Here is an 18,511-nt window from a genome sequence, read left to right as displayed (position 1 = left end):
TTTTAAATTATTTAATGGAAATTAAAAATTGATTTAACTTTGTGCCACTAAACCTAAAAAGGGGGTTAGTATATAATGCGTTTAATGTGATTGAGAAAGGCTAGTCTTTTCCAAATCATTAACTTATCAGATGGTTCTATTGATTAATTGTGATTGCTATGAGCAATATTTCCCTTACAAAAATCAATTGATAGATTTTCTTTTTACTTTTTACTTTTTTAATTTTTTTAAAATTTCAATTCATGATTGGAAAAAGTTCAATTTCATTTGAAGCTCCTTCTATCTGAACTTGCTAATGATATGGTACTTAAAACCGTATTATTATGAAAAAATTTATTCTATTTTATCGCGAAAATACCCGATGTTTGAATGGCTCCACGCCTGATTTGAATGGGGTGTTTAAAGTTTGGCGTAAAGCTTCCTCTTTGTTGGGAGCAGAATTTAATAAAAATTGGTTCTATCGATTTACAATTTTACTTTTAGTATTTGGTCAAGTTACTTTATATGGCCAGTCAAATACAAATAATTCACAATGGGGGAAAAACGGTCCTGCTTCAGCTCCTGTTAGTCCAGTTAATTGGGCAAATGGAAATGCGCAAGCAACAAATTCCCATTTTACAGAAGGACAGTCGATACCTACTCGTATTGAGTTAGATGGACTTACTCCGAATGTCCCTGCATCGGTTACATTTAATATTAATATTATTCAAGGAATACAGGTGGAGTTCCAGCGGGTTATTATAATGAAACAGCCCTAAAAATGGCATGTCAACAGAATGCAGATGCTGCTTTCCCAGATAAGAATTCCATTTGGATTTATAATGGAACTGTTTCAAATATTACCTACGTATGGGGAAATGAAGATGGTGCAAGTACACAACAGACTTATTGTACAGTAACATTTACTCCTACATCAACAAAAGCATTATTGGTATTAGGATGTCATATTGCCGCTGAACCTTCTTTTGCTTGTGCTGGTTGGGGGTCTGGAAACGGAGCTTCAACAATTAGTGGCTCTCCATATCACTTTCATATTGATAATATATGTTCGCCACTCAGTAACTGTGTTACCTTAGGAAGTCAAGATCAACAAATGGCATCTAACACAATCATTGTGCCGCCAACATGTTCAGTAACTCCTTCATCTGCCGAAATATGCGCAGGTGCAACAGCTATTTTTACCGCATCGGGAATTAATGGTTCGGGAGGTGCTCCTTATACTTTTGCTTGGACAGGTCCAAATGGATTTAGTGCCTCTACAGCTTCAATAAATGTTGGTGTAGCCGGAGTATATTCTGTCATAGTGAGCGATAGTAATGGTGTTCCAGCCGAGGCTCCTTGTACGGTAAATTTGGTTGTTAATGATAATCCTGTTCCATCTGTAGCAGATGAAGAAGCTTGTGTTGGTTCTACGGCAACTTTCAGTACTACATCAACTCCTGGTTATTCTTATCAATGGTATCTGAATAATGTTTTGATACCTGGAGCAACAAATAATAGTTATACAACTCCGATTTTATCTTTAGCTGATAATGGGGGCATATATAAAGTAATTGTTGTTGATGGTAATCATAATACCGATTGCGATGGAGAAGACTCTGGAATTTTAACCGTAAACGCTCTACCAACTGTTGTGGCTAATGACGCAGAAGTTTGTACAGGATTTACCGTTCAATTAACAGCAAATCCAGCAGGTGGAACATGGAGTGGTGCTAATGTAAGCGCATCCGGATTGTTCGATGCCTCAGGTTTGGTTGCAGGTCCATATAATGTTACGTATACTTATTCAGACGCAAATGAATGTACCAATAGTGATGGTGCAGTTGTCACCGTAAATGCTTTACCAACTATTGTTGCTAATGACGCAGAAGTTTGTACCGGATTCACAGTTCAATTAACAGCAAATCCAGCAGGTGGAACATGGAGTGGTGCTAATGTAAGCGCATCAGGATTGTTTGATGCCTCAGGTTTAGCTGCAGGACCATATAATGTAACGTATACCTATTCAGACGCAAATGAATGTGCCAATAGTGATGGCGCGGTTGTCACCGTAAATGCACTACCAACTGTTGCTGCCAATGATGCAGAAGTTTGTACAGGATTCACAGTTCAATTAACAGCAAACCCAGCAGGTGGAACATGGAGTGGTGCTAATGTAAGCGCATCAGGATTGTTTGATGCTTCAGGTTTAGCTGCAGGCCCATATAATGTTACGTATACTTATTCAGACGCAAATGAATGTACTAATAGCGATGGCGCAGTGGTAACCGTAAACGCGCTACCAACTGTTGTTGCAAATGACGCAGAAGTTTGTACAGGATTTATGGTTCAATTAACAGCAAATCCAGCAGGCGGAACATGGAGTGGTGCTAATGTAAGTGCATCCGGATTGTTTGATGCTTCAGGTTTAGCTGCAGGGCCATACAATGTAACATACACGTATTCAGACGCAAATCAATGTACTAATAGCGATGGCGCAGTGGTAACCGTAAACGCGCTACCAACTGTTGTTGCCAATGATGCAGAAGTTTGTACCGGATTTACAGTTCAATTAACAGCAAATCCAGCAGGCGGAACATGGAGTGGTGCTAATGTAAGCGCATCAGGATTGTTTGATGCCTCAGGTTTAGCTGCAGGACCATATAATGTTACGTATACTTATTCAGACGCAAACGAATGTACCAATAGTGATGGCGCAGTGGTTACCGTAAATGCTCTACCAACTGTTGTTGCTAATGACGCAGAAGTTTGTACAGGATTCACAGTTCAATTAACAGCAAACCCGGCAGGTGGAACATGGAGTGGTGCTAATGTAAGCGCATCCGGATTGTTTGATGCTTCAGGTTTGGCTGCAGGTCCATATAATGTTACCTATACGTATTCAGACGCAAATGAATGTACGAATAGTGATGGTGCAGTTGTCACCGTAAATGCACTACCAACTGTTGTTGCTAATGACGCAGAAGTTTGTACAGGATTTACAGTTCAATTAACAGCAAACCCAGCAGGTGGAACATGGAGTGGTGCTAATGTAAGCGCATCCGGATTGTTTGATGCTTCAGGTTTAGCTGCAGGACCATATAATGTGACGTATACGTATTCAGACGCAAATGAATGTACGAATAGTGATGGCGCAGTTGTGACGGTAAATGATTTTCCTGAAATTGTTTGTCCAAGTCCTGCTTTATTTGATGTTGATTGTGGTGTTTCAGCTAGTGTTGCCCAAGCGGCTACAGATTCGAAATTTAGTACTTGGTTTAATTCGTTTGCAGGATTAAATTCCGACCCTAATATTGAAATCGTGGCGGTACAATATGTGTACAGTCCATCTAGTGCAGATCCTGACGGAGATAGTAATGCTCCTTTAAATCCTATTATTGGAGTCCCAGGTAGTATAGAAACATCCGTAACAGTAACATGGACAATTCGTAATACTGATACTGGATGTGAATCCTCTTGCTCTTCAACTTTTACTATGTCATTTAACTGTAGAATTGGATGTCAAACAACACCAACACCTGTTGCTTGTAATGGAGAATCAAGTGGATCTATTCAAGTTCTAGGTTCAAACGGAATCCCGCCTTACAATTTCTATTTATACAATTCAAGCGATCTCAATAATGTAATTGATAGTGTAATGGGAGTTAATGATGAGCCAGGTGGAGCCCTATTTTCAAATTTACCAGCAGGTACATATACTATATTAATTACAGATGCGGTTCAAACATTAGAAGATGCAACGGTATGTGACGCTACAATAAGTCAGCCAGATGCTTTGTCGCTTTCTTTGCAAATGGAACCAGAAAATTGTATTGATACAGCAACAGGAAGTATTAGCGCTACTTTTTCGGGAGGAGTTTCTCCTTATATGGTAAGTATTGATAATGGTCCAGCTTCTGAGCAATTGTCGCCTTTTACTTTTACAGGTTTAAATACTGGAAATCATACGGTTAAAATTATTGACGCTAATGGTTGTGAGATATCAGAAGATATTGAAGTTGAACTAATTCCTTGTGATGATGCTCATTGTACTTATACTCAGGGTTTCTATGGAAATTATGGAGGTTTAGGTTGTGTGCCTGATTTAGGTAGTGTTAATTCTCAAATAATGATGATTAGAGCTTTAAATCAAGTAGGCGGATCATTTAATTTTGGAAGTGTAAATACAGGTAATTATTTTCTTCTAAAACTTTCTGATGTTAATGGTGTTTCAATACCAAGAGATAATAATATTTACAAGATGCTTCCAGGTGGTGGAAGTCCAAGAAAATTAGTTGGATTTGCTACCTACGATACTCCTGCAACATGGTCTGATGGTGATCCTATATACGCATCTGGTTCGAGAAAAGGTAAGATTAATAACAATTTATTAAGTCAAACAATGGTCTTATTCTTTAATCTTCAAATCAGTAATGCATTGGCTTCGGTTGAATTAGAATCTACTTTTGCAACTGCATCAGATGTAGAATGTGGTGCAAATATGCCTGATATGGAAACCGTTCAAATATTTAATATTCCACAAAATGTTATTGATTATTTGAATTTAAATGGTGGTGCTACAGTAGGTAACTTATTCATTTTAGCGAATAAAGCACTTGGAGGTGAATACATAAACGGTCTTTCTCATTCAAATATTAACGCCGCTGTTGATGCAATTAATAGAGGATATGATGAATGTAGAATTAATGTACCAGTACCTGAAGATATTGAAATTAAAACAGTTTCACTTTCTGATGGTTTAATTGTAACGGCTTATCCAAATCCATTTAAAGAATATTTAATGTTAAATTATAAGTTTAATTACGAATCAAATGTTGATATTCAGATTTTTGATACAAAAGGTTCTTTGTTGTATGAGTATAAAGATACAGACGCTTATTTTGGCAAAGAATTAAAACTAGATATTAATTTTAATCATGCTGGCGGAGAATTGTTTATTTTGAAATTAATGACTTCTAAAGAAGTGATTACTCATAAAATATTTTCTGCAAATCAATAGCTTGATTGTTTGACTTTTTTAAAGTAAGAGCCTCTTTTGCTTGTTATAGAAGACTTAGAGTTCTTTCTAATGCCATTCCTCTAGATCCTTTTATTAACATTAAACACTCAGCTGGTTGATTTGAACTAAAAAAAGCTGCAAAATTTTCAAAACTTTCGAAGAATTTTAAATGTGAGTTTGGTGTTTGGTTAGCATAAAAATCTTTTCCAATAAAATAAGTAGTTATCGTAGTTTCATTAATTAGTAAATCTACAATTTTCTTGTGTTCGATAAGACTTTCTTCTCCTAATTCAAACATATCACCAAGAATTGCAATTTTATTGCTTTTTTCTAATTGAATAAAATTAGTAATAGCTGCCGACATACTACTCGGATTTGCATTATAAGCATCTAGAATTATTTCGTTTCCGTTTTTTTGTATCAATTGGGAACGATTGTTTTCAGGAATATAATTTTCAATTGCCTCTTTAATTAACTCGTCTGTTACTTTGAAATACTTTCCAATAGTTATTGCAGCATTAATATTATTGGCGTTATAAATACCTATAAGATGTGAGTTGATGGTTAGGTTGTTATACAGAATTTCTACCATTGGATTTGCTTTTACATCTGTAATTCTAACATCAGAATTTGGATTATATGTCGAAAAACTAAATCTTTTTATGTTATTAGTTTTTTCAGTTTGAATAGTGTCATCTTCATTTATAAAAGCGATTTTGTCATTATTTCTTAGATAATCATACATTTCGCTTTTGCCTTTAATTACACCTTCAACTCCTCCAAAACCTTCTAAATGAGCTTTTCCAAAATTAGTGATATAACCATAATCTGGTTGTGCAATTTTACATAAGAATTCAATTTCTTTCTGGTGATTGGCGCCCATTTCAACAATACCAATTTCTGTTTCTTTTGTAAATCGTAAAAGAGTAAGAGGAACTCCAATGTGATTGTTTAAGTTTCCAATGGTAGCAAGGGTGTTATATTTTTTTGATAGTACAGCATGAATTAGCTCTTTAGTTGTTGTTTTTCCATTGCTTCCAGTTAAAGCTATAATTGGTAATCCTAAATAGGCTCTATGGTATTTGGCCAACTCTTGTAAGGTAACAAGTGAATCTTCTACTAATAAAGTACGTTCATCAATCTGATAGTTTGGGTTGTCAATAATCACATATTTAGCTCCTTTTTCTAAAGCTTCTTTTGAAAAGGTGTTGGCGTCAAAATTTTCACCTTTAAGCGCAACAAACAAACAATCGTTCTCTATTTTTCGTGTATCGGTTGAAACGCTAGAGCAGTTTAGAAATAAAGAATGTAATGTGGTAATTGTGATCATATTTGTTGTTTTAAATCGAAACGAAGATAAAAAAAAGCCCTTTCAAACGAAAGGGCTTTTTTAAGTATTTTGTATGAAAATTATTTTTTAGGATTTCCTCTAGGAGTCTTTTTGTTTGACTTAGGACCTACTTTAGACATCGCACATCTAAATCCGATGTAATCTGTAGCCATGTCTTGAGGGAAGAATCTTCTAGAAGCTGGGTCTAACCAGTATGCTCTATCTCTCCAAGAACCTCCTTTGTAAACTCTAACGTTGTCATCTACTAAAGTAGTTCTCTTGTCAGATTTATCAAATTTCTTGTCCATTTTGCCTAAACTATCAGCAGTGATAGAATGTTTAGGAGCTTCGTACATTCTGAATTTGTCTTCTCCACCTTCTTGCTCTTCTTCAGAACCTCCAAATTTGTAGAAACGTGTAGATTGTCTATCACCATCTCTGTAATTTCTGTTGTCTGAAGTTGAGAATTGAGTTCTTAAATAAGTTTCGTTTTCATCAACAGGAACTTGAGCAATTTGACCAGGGAAATTTCTAGCCATAATTCTACCATTACTCAATGTGTCGTAAGTGATATTGTCAGAAGTTACTAATTCAACAACTCCGTCTTCACCAATTTTATTTTTAGTATAAACGTTACCTCTAAAATAGTTAAAGTCATTTGCTTCATCATCTACCATTGGTCTGTAAACGTCTTGTACCCACTCAGCTACGTTACCTGCCATGTCGTATAATCCGAAATCATTTGGCGCATAACTTTTTACTTTGTTAGTAATATCAGCTCCGTCATCAGACCATCCAGCAATTCCTCCGTAATCTCCTTTACCTTGTTTAAAGTTAGCTAATTGGTCTCCTCTGTACTGTCTTTTAGCAGAACGAGTATATTGACCACTCCAAGGATATTTCTTTTGTCCTTTATAGATATTGTACTCTCTGTTTCCAACTAAAGCTACTGCAGCATATTCCCACTCAGCTTCTGTTGGTAGTCTATATTCTGGTAAAATTAAACCAGAACTTCTTTGAGCATAAACATTTTTAGCAGTATCTGCAGCAGGTCTTCTTCCACCACCCATTTCTTTTTTCAATACTACTTCTTCATTTCCACCAAACGCTTTTGAAGGTGTATTGATATAAGTTTCAGTACTGAATGAATTTTCAGCAGTTACGTCAGAACCTAATTTGATTTTGTTATCTTTCTTAAGGTAGCCTTCGCGCTCTAAAATGTTTTCATTTACACGGTCAGTTCTCCATTTGCTAAATTCAACTGCTTGAATCCAGTTAACTCCAACTACTGGGTAGTCAGCATAAGCAGGATGTCTTAAGTAGTTGTTAGTCATCGTTTCGTTATATCCTAAACGATTTCTCCATACTAAAGTATCTGGAATTGCTCCGTTATAAATATGTTTGTAATTTTCTTCTGTTGGAGGGAAAACTGTTTTTACCCAAAATAAGTATTCAGAATACATTTTGTTGGTAACTTCTGTTTCGTCCATGAAGAAAGATTGTACGTGTTGTTGGTTTGGAGAGTTATTCCAATCATGCATAACATCGTCTTGTACTTTACCCATAGTAAAAGTACCACCCTCAATAGAAATCATTCCTGGAGGAGTTTCTTGTTGTTTAAACTTGTCATTAAACTGGAAACCACCTTTTTTGTCATTGATTTTCCATCCTGTAGCCGTAGAACCACCTTTAGTGCTTCCTTTTTTGCTACAACCCGTAAAACCTAATGCCAGTGCTAATACTACTAACACTTTTAAAGCCATAATTTTCTTAATTTTCATACTTTAGTAGGTAATAAATTTAGTGTCGCAAGATAATAATTATGAATTAAAATGCAACATGTTTTTAAAATTTTGTAAAAAAAAATTAATGTTATGTTAAAATCCTTTCTCTTACAACGTTTTATCCTAAGTTTTATTGTAAAAAATTAGAATAAAATAAATAATTTTTTTCTCTTTGTAATATATATGTGTTAATCACGTTTTACTGCTAATGAAAAAAACTATTCTATTTTTGCTTTTATTGTCTATTTCGTTTGTTTTTTCTCAGCAAACGGAAAATGTATCTATTAATTGGAATTCTAATTTAGATTACAATACAGGTGATGTTTTAATTAAAGTTCCACAGTTTGATTTAGAATTTTATAATATTGATATTCCGTTACGAAAAATTCAATATAAGCAAGTGGTGCCAGTTTCTGCAAATGCAAATGCCTCAAGTTTAATTGTTACTAATGTGAATTATCAAACTATTAATGAGTCTGAGCTTTATGATTTAAACAAAACATTAATTCCACTTAAGATTGATGCAAAGCTAGAAATTGTTCGTGCACGTGACGTCTACAAAGGTGTTTTGGTTTTGAATCCTATTATAAAGGAAGGAAGTGTTTATAAGAAAGTTATTTCGTTTACTTATTCGTTTCAAGAAGGGCAAGCTAATAGGATCAATAATCAGAATGTAATTCAGAGTACTTCGAATTCGGTTTTAGCAACAGGAAATTGGCATCGTTTTTATGTTGAAAAATCGGGTGTTTACAAAGTTTCTAAGTCTTTTTTGCAAAGTATAGGCTTTAATGTAAATGTAGATCCGCGAAATATAAAGATTTATGGAAACGGTGGTAGAATGTTGCCTCTTGAAAATACATTGCCTTATCCAAATGATTTAGAAGAAAATGCAATTCAATTTGTTGGAGAAGATGATGGTGTTTTTGATAACAGTGATTATATTTTGTTTTATGCTGAAGGGGTTGATACTTGGAATACCGAGAGTTTAACCAGCGTGAATTTATTTGCTGATAAATCCTACTATTATATTACTTCTTTAGGTTCTTCGGGAAAAAGAATAGAACAGGCGCTTCAGCCGATTGCTTCGCCTACTCTAACTTTTACTCAATTTGATGATGTTATTTACTATGAAAAAGATTTATTAAACGCTGGAAAAGTAGGAAGAAGATGGTTTGGAGAACAGTTTAATATTGATGATACTCAAAATTTCGAATTCACTATTCCAAATCTAGACACTTCAGTTCCTGTTCAAATTAAAGTTAATACAGCATCAAAATCATTCGGAAGCTCTTCATTTAATATAAAGGCTAATAATATCGATTTAGGAACATTAAATTTTCCGCAATTAGTTACCGGAAGCGGAGTTGAAGGTTATGAATCTGCTTTGAATACTGTTTTTAATGCAACTTCTTCCTCAATAACGATTGCATTGGCTTACAATAATGGTGGTGTGCCAAGTTCTAATGGTTTTCTAGATTTTATAAGATTAAAGACAAAACGAAATTTGATGGGTTTTTCTAAACAGTTTTTGTTTTTCAATGATCAAGAGCAAACTAATATTGGTGTTGGAGAATATAGAATTTCAAATGCTTCAGGTATAGAACAAGTTTGGGATGTAACAGATTTGTACAACGTTGTTAGTTATCAAAATACAACAGGAGCTAATTTTAGTTTTAAAACAAATTTAGGAACGGCAAGAAAATATGTAGCGGTTGATTTGTCGGATACTTTTACGCCTTTGCGCGATTCAAATGCTGCTGTTCTAAATCAAAATTTGAAGGGAACTATTTTTAAAGATGCTCAAGGGAATTTTCAAGATATTGATTATCTAATTATAACACCTGATTTTTTAATTTCTCAAGCCGAACGTTTGGCAGATTTTCATCGAGTAAATTCTGGACTTGTTGTGAGAGTGGTTTCTTTGGAAAAAATTTATCATGAATTCGCATCCGGGAAGCAAGATATTGCTGCGATAAGAAATTTAATAAAGTATGTGTATTGGAATGCTTCAACTCCTGATAAAAGAGTAAAATACGTGAATCTTTTTGGAGATGCTTCTTATGATTACAAAAATCGATTATTCAACAATACTAATATAGTTCCAGTTTTTCATGGGTTTAATCCATTTGCTTCTGAAACTAATAATATTTCAAACTTCTCTTTGTTTTCTTCTTTTATGTCTGATGATTTTTTTGGTTTGATGGATGACAATGAAGGTACAATGTTAGGAGGTTTTGATGGAATTGACATTGCTGTTGGAAGAATGTTAGTCTCATCTGCTGGTCAGGCTAAAGAAATGGTTGACAAGGTAATAGAATATCATGATGAAAAATCATACGGAAGATGGCGAAATAATTATGTAATTTATTCAGATGATGCGGATAATCTTACCGATGCTACGCTGCAATTTGGGCTTGATAATTTAGCCAATACTTTAACAACTCAAAAACCTTTTGTTAATGTTAAAAAAATCCACACCGATTCGTATTTGCAGCAAGTAGCGGCTGGAGGAGAGCGCTATCCAGAAGCAAAAAATGATTTTTTAGACGCATTAGAATTAGGAGCATTAGTGTTTAATTATTTTGGACATGGTAATGAAGAATCGCTAGCAAGAGAAAGATTGTTTGAAAAAATTGAAGCTCAAAACTTAACGAATCGATACAGATATCCGCTTTTTATAACAATAACTTGCGAATTTACACGTTTTGATGATCCAAACCGTTTCACAGGTGGCGAGTATATGTATTGGAATAAAGCAGGAGGGGCAATTGGTTTGATTGCAACTACTCGTCAAATAGGTGTTACAACAGGTTTTGTAATGAATAATTTATTAAGCGAAGATTTGTATGCTTTTGGGTCAAATGATTATCCTTCAATTGCAGAAGCTTTACGTACAACAAAATTAAGTACTGGTTCAGATAACAGAAGGGTAGTTTTTTTTATTGGTGATCCAGCATTAAAATTAGCTATTCCAAAACCTAGAGTGGTGCTTACTAAAGTAAATGATGTTCCTGTAAGTCAGCCATTACCAGTACTTCAAGCTTTAAGTTTGGCTAAGATTTCTGGTGAAGTGCGTGATGAAAACGATGTTTTGTTGTCAAACTATAACGGAGATTTAGCAGTTCAAATTTTTGATAAAGATATTAACAGAAGTACTTTGGCTAATAATGGAGTCGCTGCTCCAAGTCCGGGAGGTACAAACATTATGGGGAATTTTTTCCCAGCAGGTCAATTAATAAAAATGAATTTTACAACTTTAGGCGAAACCGTTTTTAGAGGAAACGCCTCGGTTGTAAACGGACAATTTGAATTTAGCTTCGTGGTTCCGCAAGATATTAGAATACCAGTTGGAAATGGAAAGATTAGCTTTTACGCAAAACGTAATATGCCAAATCTCGAAAATCAAACAGGATATGATAGAACAATCCAAATAGGAGGTGTTAACGTAAATGCTGTAGCAGATTCAAGTCCGCCAAAAGTAAGGCTTCATATGAATGATGAAGGATTTGTTTCGGGTGGAATTACAAATTGTTCTCCAATATTGTTGGCTTTTTTAGAAGATGAAAATGGAATCAATACAGCAAGTGGAATTGGACATGATATTGTTGCAATTTTAGATGGCGATGAATCTAATCCATACGTTTTAAATGAGTATTATGAAACCGAAAATGATGATTATACTAAAGGATTTGTAAGATTCCCATTTAGAGATTTGACGCCAGGCTTGCATACGATTTTATTTAAAGCTTGGGATGTGTACAATAATTTGGTTACGGCAGAGATTCAATTTAACGCTATTTGTTCAGATGAAGGATTACGCATTGAGAAAGTATTAAATTATCCAAATCCATTTGTAAGTTATACCGAGTTTTGGTTTAATCACAATATGCCATTTGAACCGCTTGATGTACAAGTTCAAATTTTAACTATTTCAGGAAAGTTAGTAAAAACAATTAATCAGCAAGTAACAACAGATGGTTTTTTATGTAGAGATGTAACTTGGGATGGTCGTGATGATTTTGGAGATAGAATAGGTAAAGGAGTTTATGTTTATAAGCTCAAAGTAAGATCAACTTCAACTGGTAAATCTGTTGAAAAATACGAGAAACTTGTAATACTGTAATAAAATACTATATTTGTCAAATTAATTTCTATGAATACAATGAAAAAAATTGCTCTATTATTAGTCTTATTTTCTGTAGGACAATATGTTAAAGCGCAAGAAGATAATAGCCGAGTTATAACAACTGGAGTTCCTTTCTTATTAATTGCTGCAGATGCTCGTTCTGCGGGTATGGGAGATATGGGAGTTGCAACTTCTGCTGATGCTTTTTCGCAACAATTCAATCCTGCTAAATATGCCTTTTCTTTACAAAAACAAGGTTTCTCTATAAGTTATACGCCTTATTTATCTAGTATTGCTAATGATATTTCTTTAGGTCAGTTATCTTATTATAATAGAATTAATGAAAGAAGTGCTTTTGCAGCTTCTTTTCGTTATTTTGGTTTAGGTGATATTGATTTGAGACAAACGCCAGATCCTGATGAAGTGGTTAGAACTGTAAATCCAAACGAATTTGCATTAGATGGTTCATATTCATTAAAATTAAGTGAGCGTTTTTCAATGGCTGTTGGAGGAAGATTTATTCGTTCGGCATTAAGAATTCCAGATGAAAATAATGATGTGTCAGCAGCAACAACATTTGCAGTTGATATTGCAGGATATTACCAATCTGAAGAAATTGCTTATGATGATTTCAACGGAAGATGGAGAGGGGGATTTAATTTTCAAAATTTAGGTCCAAAAATTAGTTATGACAAAGACGATTTGAATGATAATTTCTTACCAGCCAATTTTAGATTAGGTGGAGGTTTTGATTTTATTTTTGATGAGTATAGTAAAGTTGGTGTAACTGCAGAAATCACTAAATTATTAGTGCCAACACCTCCAGCAAAAGTAGCGGCTATTGATGCTGATGGAAGTGGTGATATTGATGATGCAGAGCAAGATTTGGCAGACGATGCTTACAGTCAGGCATTATCAGATTACAGAAAGACTAGTTGGACAAGTGGTCTTTTTAAATCATTTGGAGATGCTCCAGATGGTTTTTCAGAAGAGTTAAAAGAATTTACATGGGCTTTAGGGGCAGAATATTGGTATCAAGATTCGTTTGCTTTAAGACTAGGTTACTTTAATGAGAACGAATTAAAAGGAGCAAGAAAATTCTTTACTTTAGGAGCAGGGTTTAAATATAACATCGTAAAAATTGATGTTTCCTATTTATTCTCAGCATCAAAGGTGAGAAATCCATTAGAAAACACATTGAGATTCTCTCTTACGTTTAATTTTGGAGATAACTACGATGAACTTTAAACAAAAAATAAATTAATAAACAATCCAAATTCTTATTTTAGAATTTGGATTTTTTTTCCTTACATATGAAGCAAATTTCAATAAACACGACCATTTCGGTACTATCAAAAGACGAATTATCTCAAGAAGAAACTAGTTTAATGTTGCAAGCATTTGAAGCGAGAAGTAAAGCTTATGCGCCTTATTCTAAATTCACAGTAGGAGCAGCAATTCTTCTAGATAACGGAGAAGTGATTCAAGGTTCTAATCAGGAAAACGCGGCTTATCCATCAGGATTATGCGCAGAGCGAGTAGCGATTTATTATGCGGGTGCAACTTATCCAAATGCAAAAATTGTAAAAATGTTCATCACGGCATCTCCACAAGACAGAGATTTAGAAGAGCCAATTCCGCCATGTGGAAGCTGTAGACAAGCAATTGCAGAATACGAATTTAAACAAGATTTGCCAATCGCTATTTTCTTTATGGGAGCAAAAGGGGATATTTATAAATCAGATTCTTTGAAAAATATCTTACCCTTAGTTTTCGATAAGAATCATCTATAACGATTTCGTAACTTTTTTTATTGATTTTGTTATAAAAAATACAAAAATCGTAGAATTTAATTTTTTCAATCAGGTTCTATGTAGTATTTTTGCTGTTCGTAAAATTGGGATTGACAAATAATGTCTTTCGCAATTCAATTGTATTAAAAAAACAAACCAAAATGAAACCAATTACAAGAGAAGTTTACCTAAAATGGTATGAAGACATGCTATTTTGGAGAAAGTTTGAAGATAAACTTGCCGCTGTTTATATCCAACAAAAAGTTAGAGGATTTTTGCACCTTTATAATGGTCAAGAAGCTGTTTTAGCTGGAGCTTTACATGCAATGGACTTGTCTAAAGATAAAATGATTACCGCTTACCGTAACCACGTTCAGCCAATTGGAATGGGTGTAGATCCAAGAAAAGTTATGGCAGAATTGTACGGAAAAGTAACAGGTACTTCAAAAGGTATGGGTGGATCGATGCATATTTTCTCTAAAGAACATGGTTTTTATGGAGGACACGGTATCGTTGGAGCGCAAATTCCAGTAGGAGCAGGTATTGCTTTTGCAGACAAATATTTTGAAACTGGTGGAGTTACTTTAACTTATTTTGGTGATGGTGCTGCGCGTCAAGGTTCTTTACATGAAGCTTTCAATATGGCAATGAACTGGAAATTACCAGTAGTATTTATTGTTGAAAACAATGGATATGCTATGGGAACTTCAGTTGAAAGAACGGCTAATCATACCGATATTTGGAAACTTGGTTTAGGATACGAAATGCCTTGTGGACCAGTTGACGGAATGAATCCAGTGAAAGTGGCTGAAGCAATGCACGAAGCAATGGAAAGAGCGCGTCGTGGAGACGGACCAACTTTCTTAGAAATGAAAACATACCGTTACAGAGGACACTCAATGTCTGATGCACAATTATATAGAACGAAAGAAGAAGTGGAAGAATACAAAAAAATCGATCCAATTATTCAAGTTTTAGATGTAATCAAAGAAAATAACTACGCAACAGAAGCTGAAATCGAAGTAATCGATCAAAGAGTAGCTGATTTAGTGGCTGAATGTGAGAAATTCGCTGAAGAATCTCCATTCCCAGAAGCACAACAGTTGTATGATGTAGTGTACGAACAAGAAAATTATCCTTTCATTCCACATAAATTATAAGAACTATGGCACAAATTATAACAATGCCCCGTTTGAGTGATACGATGACCGAAGGAGTTGTAGCAACTTGGTTAAAAAAAGTGGGTGATACAATCAAAACAGGTGATATTTTAGCCGAAATTGAAACAGATAAAGCTACAATGGAATTCGAATCTTTCTATGATGGTGTTTTATTACACATCGGAATTCAAGAAGGTCAATCGGCTCCAGTAGATTCTTTGTTAGCGATTATTGGAACAGCTGGTGAAGATATTGCTGCTTTATTAAGTGGTGGAACAGCGACTGAAACTAAAGAAGAAAAAGTAGTTGAAGAAGCAAAACCAACTTCAGCAGCAGTTGAAATTCCAGCTGGTGTAAAAGTAGTAACGATGCCTCGTTTGTCAGATACAATGACAACAGGAACAGTTGCAACTTGGTTGAAAAAAGTAGGAGATACTGTAAAAGAAGGTGATATTTTAGCTGAAATCGAAACGGATAAAGCTACTATGGAATTCGAATCTTTCAATGCAGGAACGTTATTATATATTGGAGTTCAAGAAGGTGATTCTGCTCCAGTGGATACAATTTTAGCTATTTTAGGTCCAGCAGGAACTGATGTTTCAGGAATTGCAGCTAATTATAAAGTTGGCGCTGTGGCTGAAGTTTCTAAAGAAGAAGAAAAAGTAGTTGCTCAAGCAGAAACTACTCCCAACTCCCAACTCCCAGCTTCTAACTCAGAAGGTAGAGTTTTCGCTTCTCCATTAGCTAAAAAAATTGCTCAAGATAAAGGAATCAACTTGTCTCAAGTTAAAGGTTCTGGTGAAAACGGAAGAATTGTAAAATCGGATGTGGAGAATTTCTCACCATCTGCAGTTGCAACTCCGTCTCAAGCCGTTGCAGAAGCTACAAATGCCGTTGCAGCAGTTAAACCATTTGTTCCAGCAGGAGAAGTATTCCAAGAAGAAATCAAAAATTCGCAAATGCGTAAAACCATTGCGAGAAGATTATCAGAATCTAAATTTACAGCACCGCATTACTATTTAACAATCGAGTTAGATATGGACAATGCAATTGCTTCAAGAAATATGATCAACGGATTGCCAGATACGAAAGTTTCTTTCAACGATATGGTAATCAAAGCGAGTGCGATGGCATTGAAAAAACATCCACAAGTAAATTCACAATGGAGAGAAGATGCAATGGTAATCAATCACCATGTGAATATTGGTGTTGCTGTTGCTGTTGAAGATGGTTTAATGGTTCCAGTGTTGAAATTTACAGACCAAATGAGTTTAACTCAAATTGGTGCAAATGTGAAAGACTTAGCTGGAAAAGCAAAATCTAAGAAAATTCAACCAGCTGAAATGGAAGGAAGCACATTCACGATTTCAAACTTAGGAATGTTCGGAATTCAATCGTTTACATCGATTATCAATCAACCAAATTCAGCTATTTTATCTGTTGGTGCTATTATTGAGAAACCAGTAGTTAAAAATGGTCAAATCGTAGTTGGAAACACAATGACAGTTACTTTAGCTTGCGATCACAGAACAGTGGACGGAGCAACAGGAGCTCAATTCCTACAAACGTTCAAAGCGTTTATGGAAAATCCAGTAACGATGTTAGCATAATAAGTGTTAAATTTATCATACAAAATCCCGATTTACTCGGGATTTTTTTATTTTTACTTAAAACTAAAAACTATGAAAAAAATCGTATTCCTAATTTCTTTCGTTGGATTGTCATTGCATGCACAAACTAATGTTTCATCAAAGAATATTTCAAATGCTAACTATCAAGTTGCAGAAGAAAATGTAATTAAAACTTTGTCTTATTTAACTTCTGATGAACTAGAAGGAAGAGATTCGGGTAGTTATGGAATTGAGAAAGCTTCTGTTTATTTAGAAAATCTTCTAAAAGAGAACGGAATAAAACCTTATTTTAAAACGTATCGCGATACACTTTCAAATTTTGATAAAACTTCATGCAATATCGTAGGTTATATCGAAGGAACAGATAAAAAACTAAAAAATGAATTCGTAATTATTGGTGCACATTACGATCATATTGGGAAAATTGCAGCTGTAAATGGCGATGATATTGGAAACGGAGCAAATGACAATGCTTCCGGAACCACAGCGGTAACCGAAGTAGCAAAATATTTCGCAAAATTTAAAAACAATAAGCGAAGTGTACTTTTTGTATTCTTTTCAGCAGAAGAAAAAGGACTTTTAGGTTCAAAGCATTTGGCAGCCAAATTGAGAGAACAAAATATGGATTTGTATTTCATGTTCAATTTTGAAATGATTGGTGTTCCAATGAAAGACAAAGGAATGGATTTCTATTTAACAGGTTTTGGTAAATCTAATATGGCAACCACAATGAATGAATATGCTGGTGAAAAATTAGTGGGATATTTGCCAATAGAAACCAAATACATGTTATTTAGAGCTTCTGATAATTATCCGTTTTTTACCGAATTTAATGTCCCAGCACAAACGGTGTCAACTTTCGATTTTGAAAATTTCCAATTTTATCACCAACCAGATGATGAGTTTGAAATGATGGATACCAAACACATGACAAAAGTAATTTCGAAAACAATTCCAGTTTTAGAAAAAATGATAAATGCCCCAAAAAAAGAAATCAAATTAAATGAAAAGTAAAAACATCATTATAACGGGAACTTCACGTGGAATAGGTTACGAGTTAGCGTTACAATTTGCCAATGCCGGACATCAAGTGTTAGCTATTTCTCGAAAAACACCAAAAGAGTTAATCGAAAATCCAAGCATTACATGTTTGTCAATTGATATTTCAAATCCAGAAGAATTGCTTCAGGTAGAAAATTTTATTAATAGAACTTGGAAAAAAGTGGATGTTTTAATTCACAATGCTGGAAGTTTATTGCATAAACAATTCACGCAAATTACTTCAGAAGAATTTCAAAACATATATAAAGTCAATGTTTTTGCTGTTGCCGAATTAACAAAAATCTGTATTCCTTTCATGGAAAAAGGAAGTCATGTAGTTACCATAAGTTCTATGGGCGGCATTCAAGGTAGCATGAAATTCGCAGGTTTAGCTGCTTATTCGTCAAGTAAAGGAGCGGTAATTACACTATCAGAATTGTTAGCAGAAGAATATAAAGAACAGGGAGTCGCTTTCAATGTTTTAGCACTTGGAGCTGTAAATACAGAGATGTTACAAGAAGCTTTCCCTGGCTACGAGGCGCCACTTTCAGCAAAAGAAATGGCCGATTATATTTTCAATTTTGCCTTGACTGGAAACAAATATTATAACGGAAAAGTATTGCAAGTTTCATCTTCAACGCCTTAAA

Annotated in this window: 11 protein-coding genes; 9 read left to right on the top strand and 2 right to left on the bottom strand. The window is 34.6% G+C overall.

What is annotated here, in order from left to right:
* Nucleotides 1-323 precede the first annotated feature (323 nt).
* Both L6Q46_RS00485 and L6Q46_RS00480 read left to right on the top strand, forming a co-directional pair.
* On the top strand, nucleotides 324-758 hold the full coding sequence (locus L6Q46_RS00485) for a hypothetical protein (RefSeq protein WP_291282640.1): 435 nt from the start codon (nucleotides 324-326) through the stop codon (nucleotides 756-758).
* Between the two features lie 2 nt (nucleotides 759-760).
* The gene (locus L6Q46_RS00480; protein ID WP_291282639.1) at nucleotides 761-4,999 is read left to right on the top strand and encodes a hypothetical protein; all 4,239 of its coding nucleotides are present in this window, start codon (nucleotides 761-763) and stop codon (nucleotides 4,997-4,999) included.
* A 43-nt stretch (nucleotides 5,000-5,042) separates the two neighbouring features.
* On the opposite strand, the gene murF is transcribed toward L6Q46_RS00480, so the two are convergent.
* The gene (gene murF, locus L6Q46_RS00475; protein ID WP_291282642.1) at nucleotides 5,043-6,326 is read right to left on the bottom strand and encodes a UDP-N-acetylmuramoyl-tripeptide--D-alanyl-D-alanine ligase; all 1,284 of its coding nucleotides are present in this window, start codon (nucleotides 6,324-6,326) and stop codon (nucleotides 5,043-5,045) included.
* A gap of 83 nt (nucleotides 6,327-6,409) precedes the next feature.
* Nucleotides 6,410-8,110, bottom strand: coding sequence for a gliding motility lipoprotein GldJ (gene gldJ / locus L6Q46_RS00470; protein ID WP_291282638.1), 1,701 nt, complete (start codon nucleotides 8,108-8,110; stop codon nucleotides 6,410-6,412).
* Nucleotides 8,111-8,321: 211 nt separating this feature from the next.
* Between gldJ and porU the strand changes: the two genes are divergently transcribed.
* The 7 genes from porU (at nucleotide 8,322) to L6Q46_RS00435 (ending at nucleotide 18,510) form a co-directional block, all read left to right on the top strand.
* Nucleotides 8,322-12,236 carry a type IX secretion system sortase PorU gene (gene porU / locus L6Q46_RS00465; RefSeq protein WP_291282637.1) on the top strand — a complete coding sequence of 1,305 codons (3,915 nt, stop codon included), beginning with the start codon at nucleotides 8,322-8,324 and terminating at the stop codon, nucleotides 12,234-12,236.
* Between the two features lie 39 nt (nucleotides 12,237-12,275).
* Entirely contained in the window at nucleotides 12,276-13,487 is a 1,212-nt protein-coding gene (gene porV, locus L6Q46_RS00460) for a type IX secretion system outer membrane channel protein PorV (RefSeq protein ID WP_111567031.1), read from the top strand.
* 65 nt (nucleotides 13,488-13,552) lie between these two features.
* Nucleotides 13,553-14,032: a cytidine deaminase gene (cdd, locus tag L6Q46_RS00455; RefSeq protein ID WP_291282636.1), complete on the top strand. Its 480-nt coding sequence runs from the start codon at nucleotides 13,553-13,555 to the stop codon at nucleotides 14,030-14,032.
* Nucleotides 14,033-14,193: 161 nt separating this feature from the next.
* Entirely contained in the window at nucleotides 14,194-15,192 is a 999-nt protein-coding gene (gene pdhA, locus L6Q46_RS00450; protein WP_026725694.1) for a pyruvate dehydrogenase (acetyl-transferring) E1 component subunit alpha, read from the top strand.
* Nucleotides 15,193-15,197: 5 nt separating this feature from the next.
* Nucleotides 15,198-16,802 (top strand): 2-oxo acid dehydrogenase subunit E2, encoded by a 1,605-nt coding sequence (locus tag L6Q46_RS00445; RefSeq protein WP_291282635.1) that lies wholly within the window; start codon nucleotides 15,198-15,200, stop codon nucleotides 16,800-16,802.
* 72 nt (nucleotides 16,803-16,874) lie between these two features.
* Complete coding sequence (locus L6Q46_RS00440; RefSeq protein WP_291282634.1) at nucleotides 16,875-17,837, top strand: M20/M25/M40 family metallo-hydrolase; 963 nt, start codon at nucleotides 16,875-16,877, stop codon at nucleotides 17,835-17,837.
* Nucleotides 17,827-18,510 carry an SDR family oxidoreductase gene (locus L6Q46_RS00435; RefSeq protein ID WP_291282633.1) on the top strand — a complete coding sequence of 228 codons (684 nt, stop codon included), beginning with the start codon at nucleotides 17,827-17,829 and terminating at the stop codon, nucleotides 18,508-18,510. Before L6Q46_RS00440 ends, L6Q46_RS00435 begins: the two co-directional genes overlap by 11 nt.
* Nucleotide 18,511: the final 1 nt, after the last annotated feature.

The sequence above is a fragment of the Flavobacterium sp. genome (assembly GCF_023151265.1).
Taxonomy (GTDB): Bacteria; Bacteroidota; Bacteroidia; order Flavobacteriales; family Flavobacteriaceae; genus Flavobacterium.
The sequence above is the reverse complement of the archived record's forward strand: the minus strand, read 5'-3'. Positions and strand labels throughout refer to the sequence as shown.

Bases quoted from the DNA above. Each gene is read 5' to 3' on its own strand.
- L6Q46_RS00485 (WP_291282640.1), top strand. From the start codon at position 324: ATGAAAAAATTTATTCTATTTTATCGCGAAAATACCCGATGTTTGAAT.
- L6Q46_RS00480 (WP_291282639.1), top strand. From the start codon at position 761: ATGGCATGTCAACAGAATGCAGATGCTGCTTTCCCAGATAAGAATTCC.
- gldJ (WP_291282638.1), bottom strand. From the start codon at position 8,110: ATGAAAATTAAGAAAATTATGGCTTTAAAAGTGTTAGTAGTATTAGCA.
- porU (WP_291282637.1), top strand. From the start codon at position 8,322: ATGAAAAAAACTATTCTATTTTTGCTTTTATTGTCTATTTCGTTTGTT.
- porV (WP_111567031.1), top strand. From the start codon at position 12,276: ATGAAAAAAATTGCTCTATTATTAGTCTTATTTTCTGTAGGACAATAT.
- cdd (WP_291282636.1), top strand. From the start codon at position 13,553: ATGAAGCAAATTTCAATAAACACGACCATTTCGGTACTATCAAAAGAC.
- pdhA (WP_026725694.1), top strand. From the start codon at position 14,194: ATGAAACCAATTACAAGAGAAGTTTACCTAAAATGGTATGAAGACATG.
- L6Q46_RS00445 (WP_291282635.1), top strand. From the start codon at position 15,198: ATGGCACAAATTATAACAATGCCCCGTTTGAGTGATACGATGACCGAA.
- L6Q46_RS00440 (WP_291282634.1), top strand. From the start codon at position 16,875: ATGAAAAAAATCGTATTCCTAATTTCTTTCGTTGGATTGTCATTGCAT.
- L6Q46_RS00435 (WP_291282633.1), top strand. From the start codon at position 17,827: ATGAAAAGTAAAAACATCATTATAACGGGAACTTCACGTGGAATAGGT.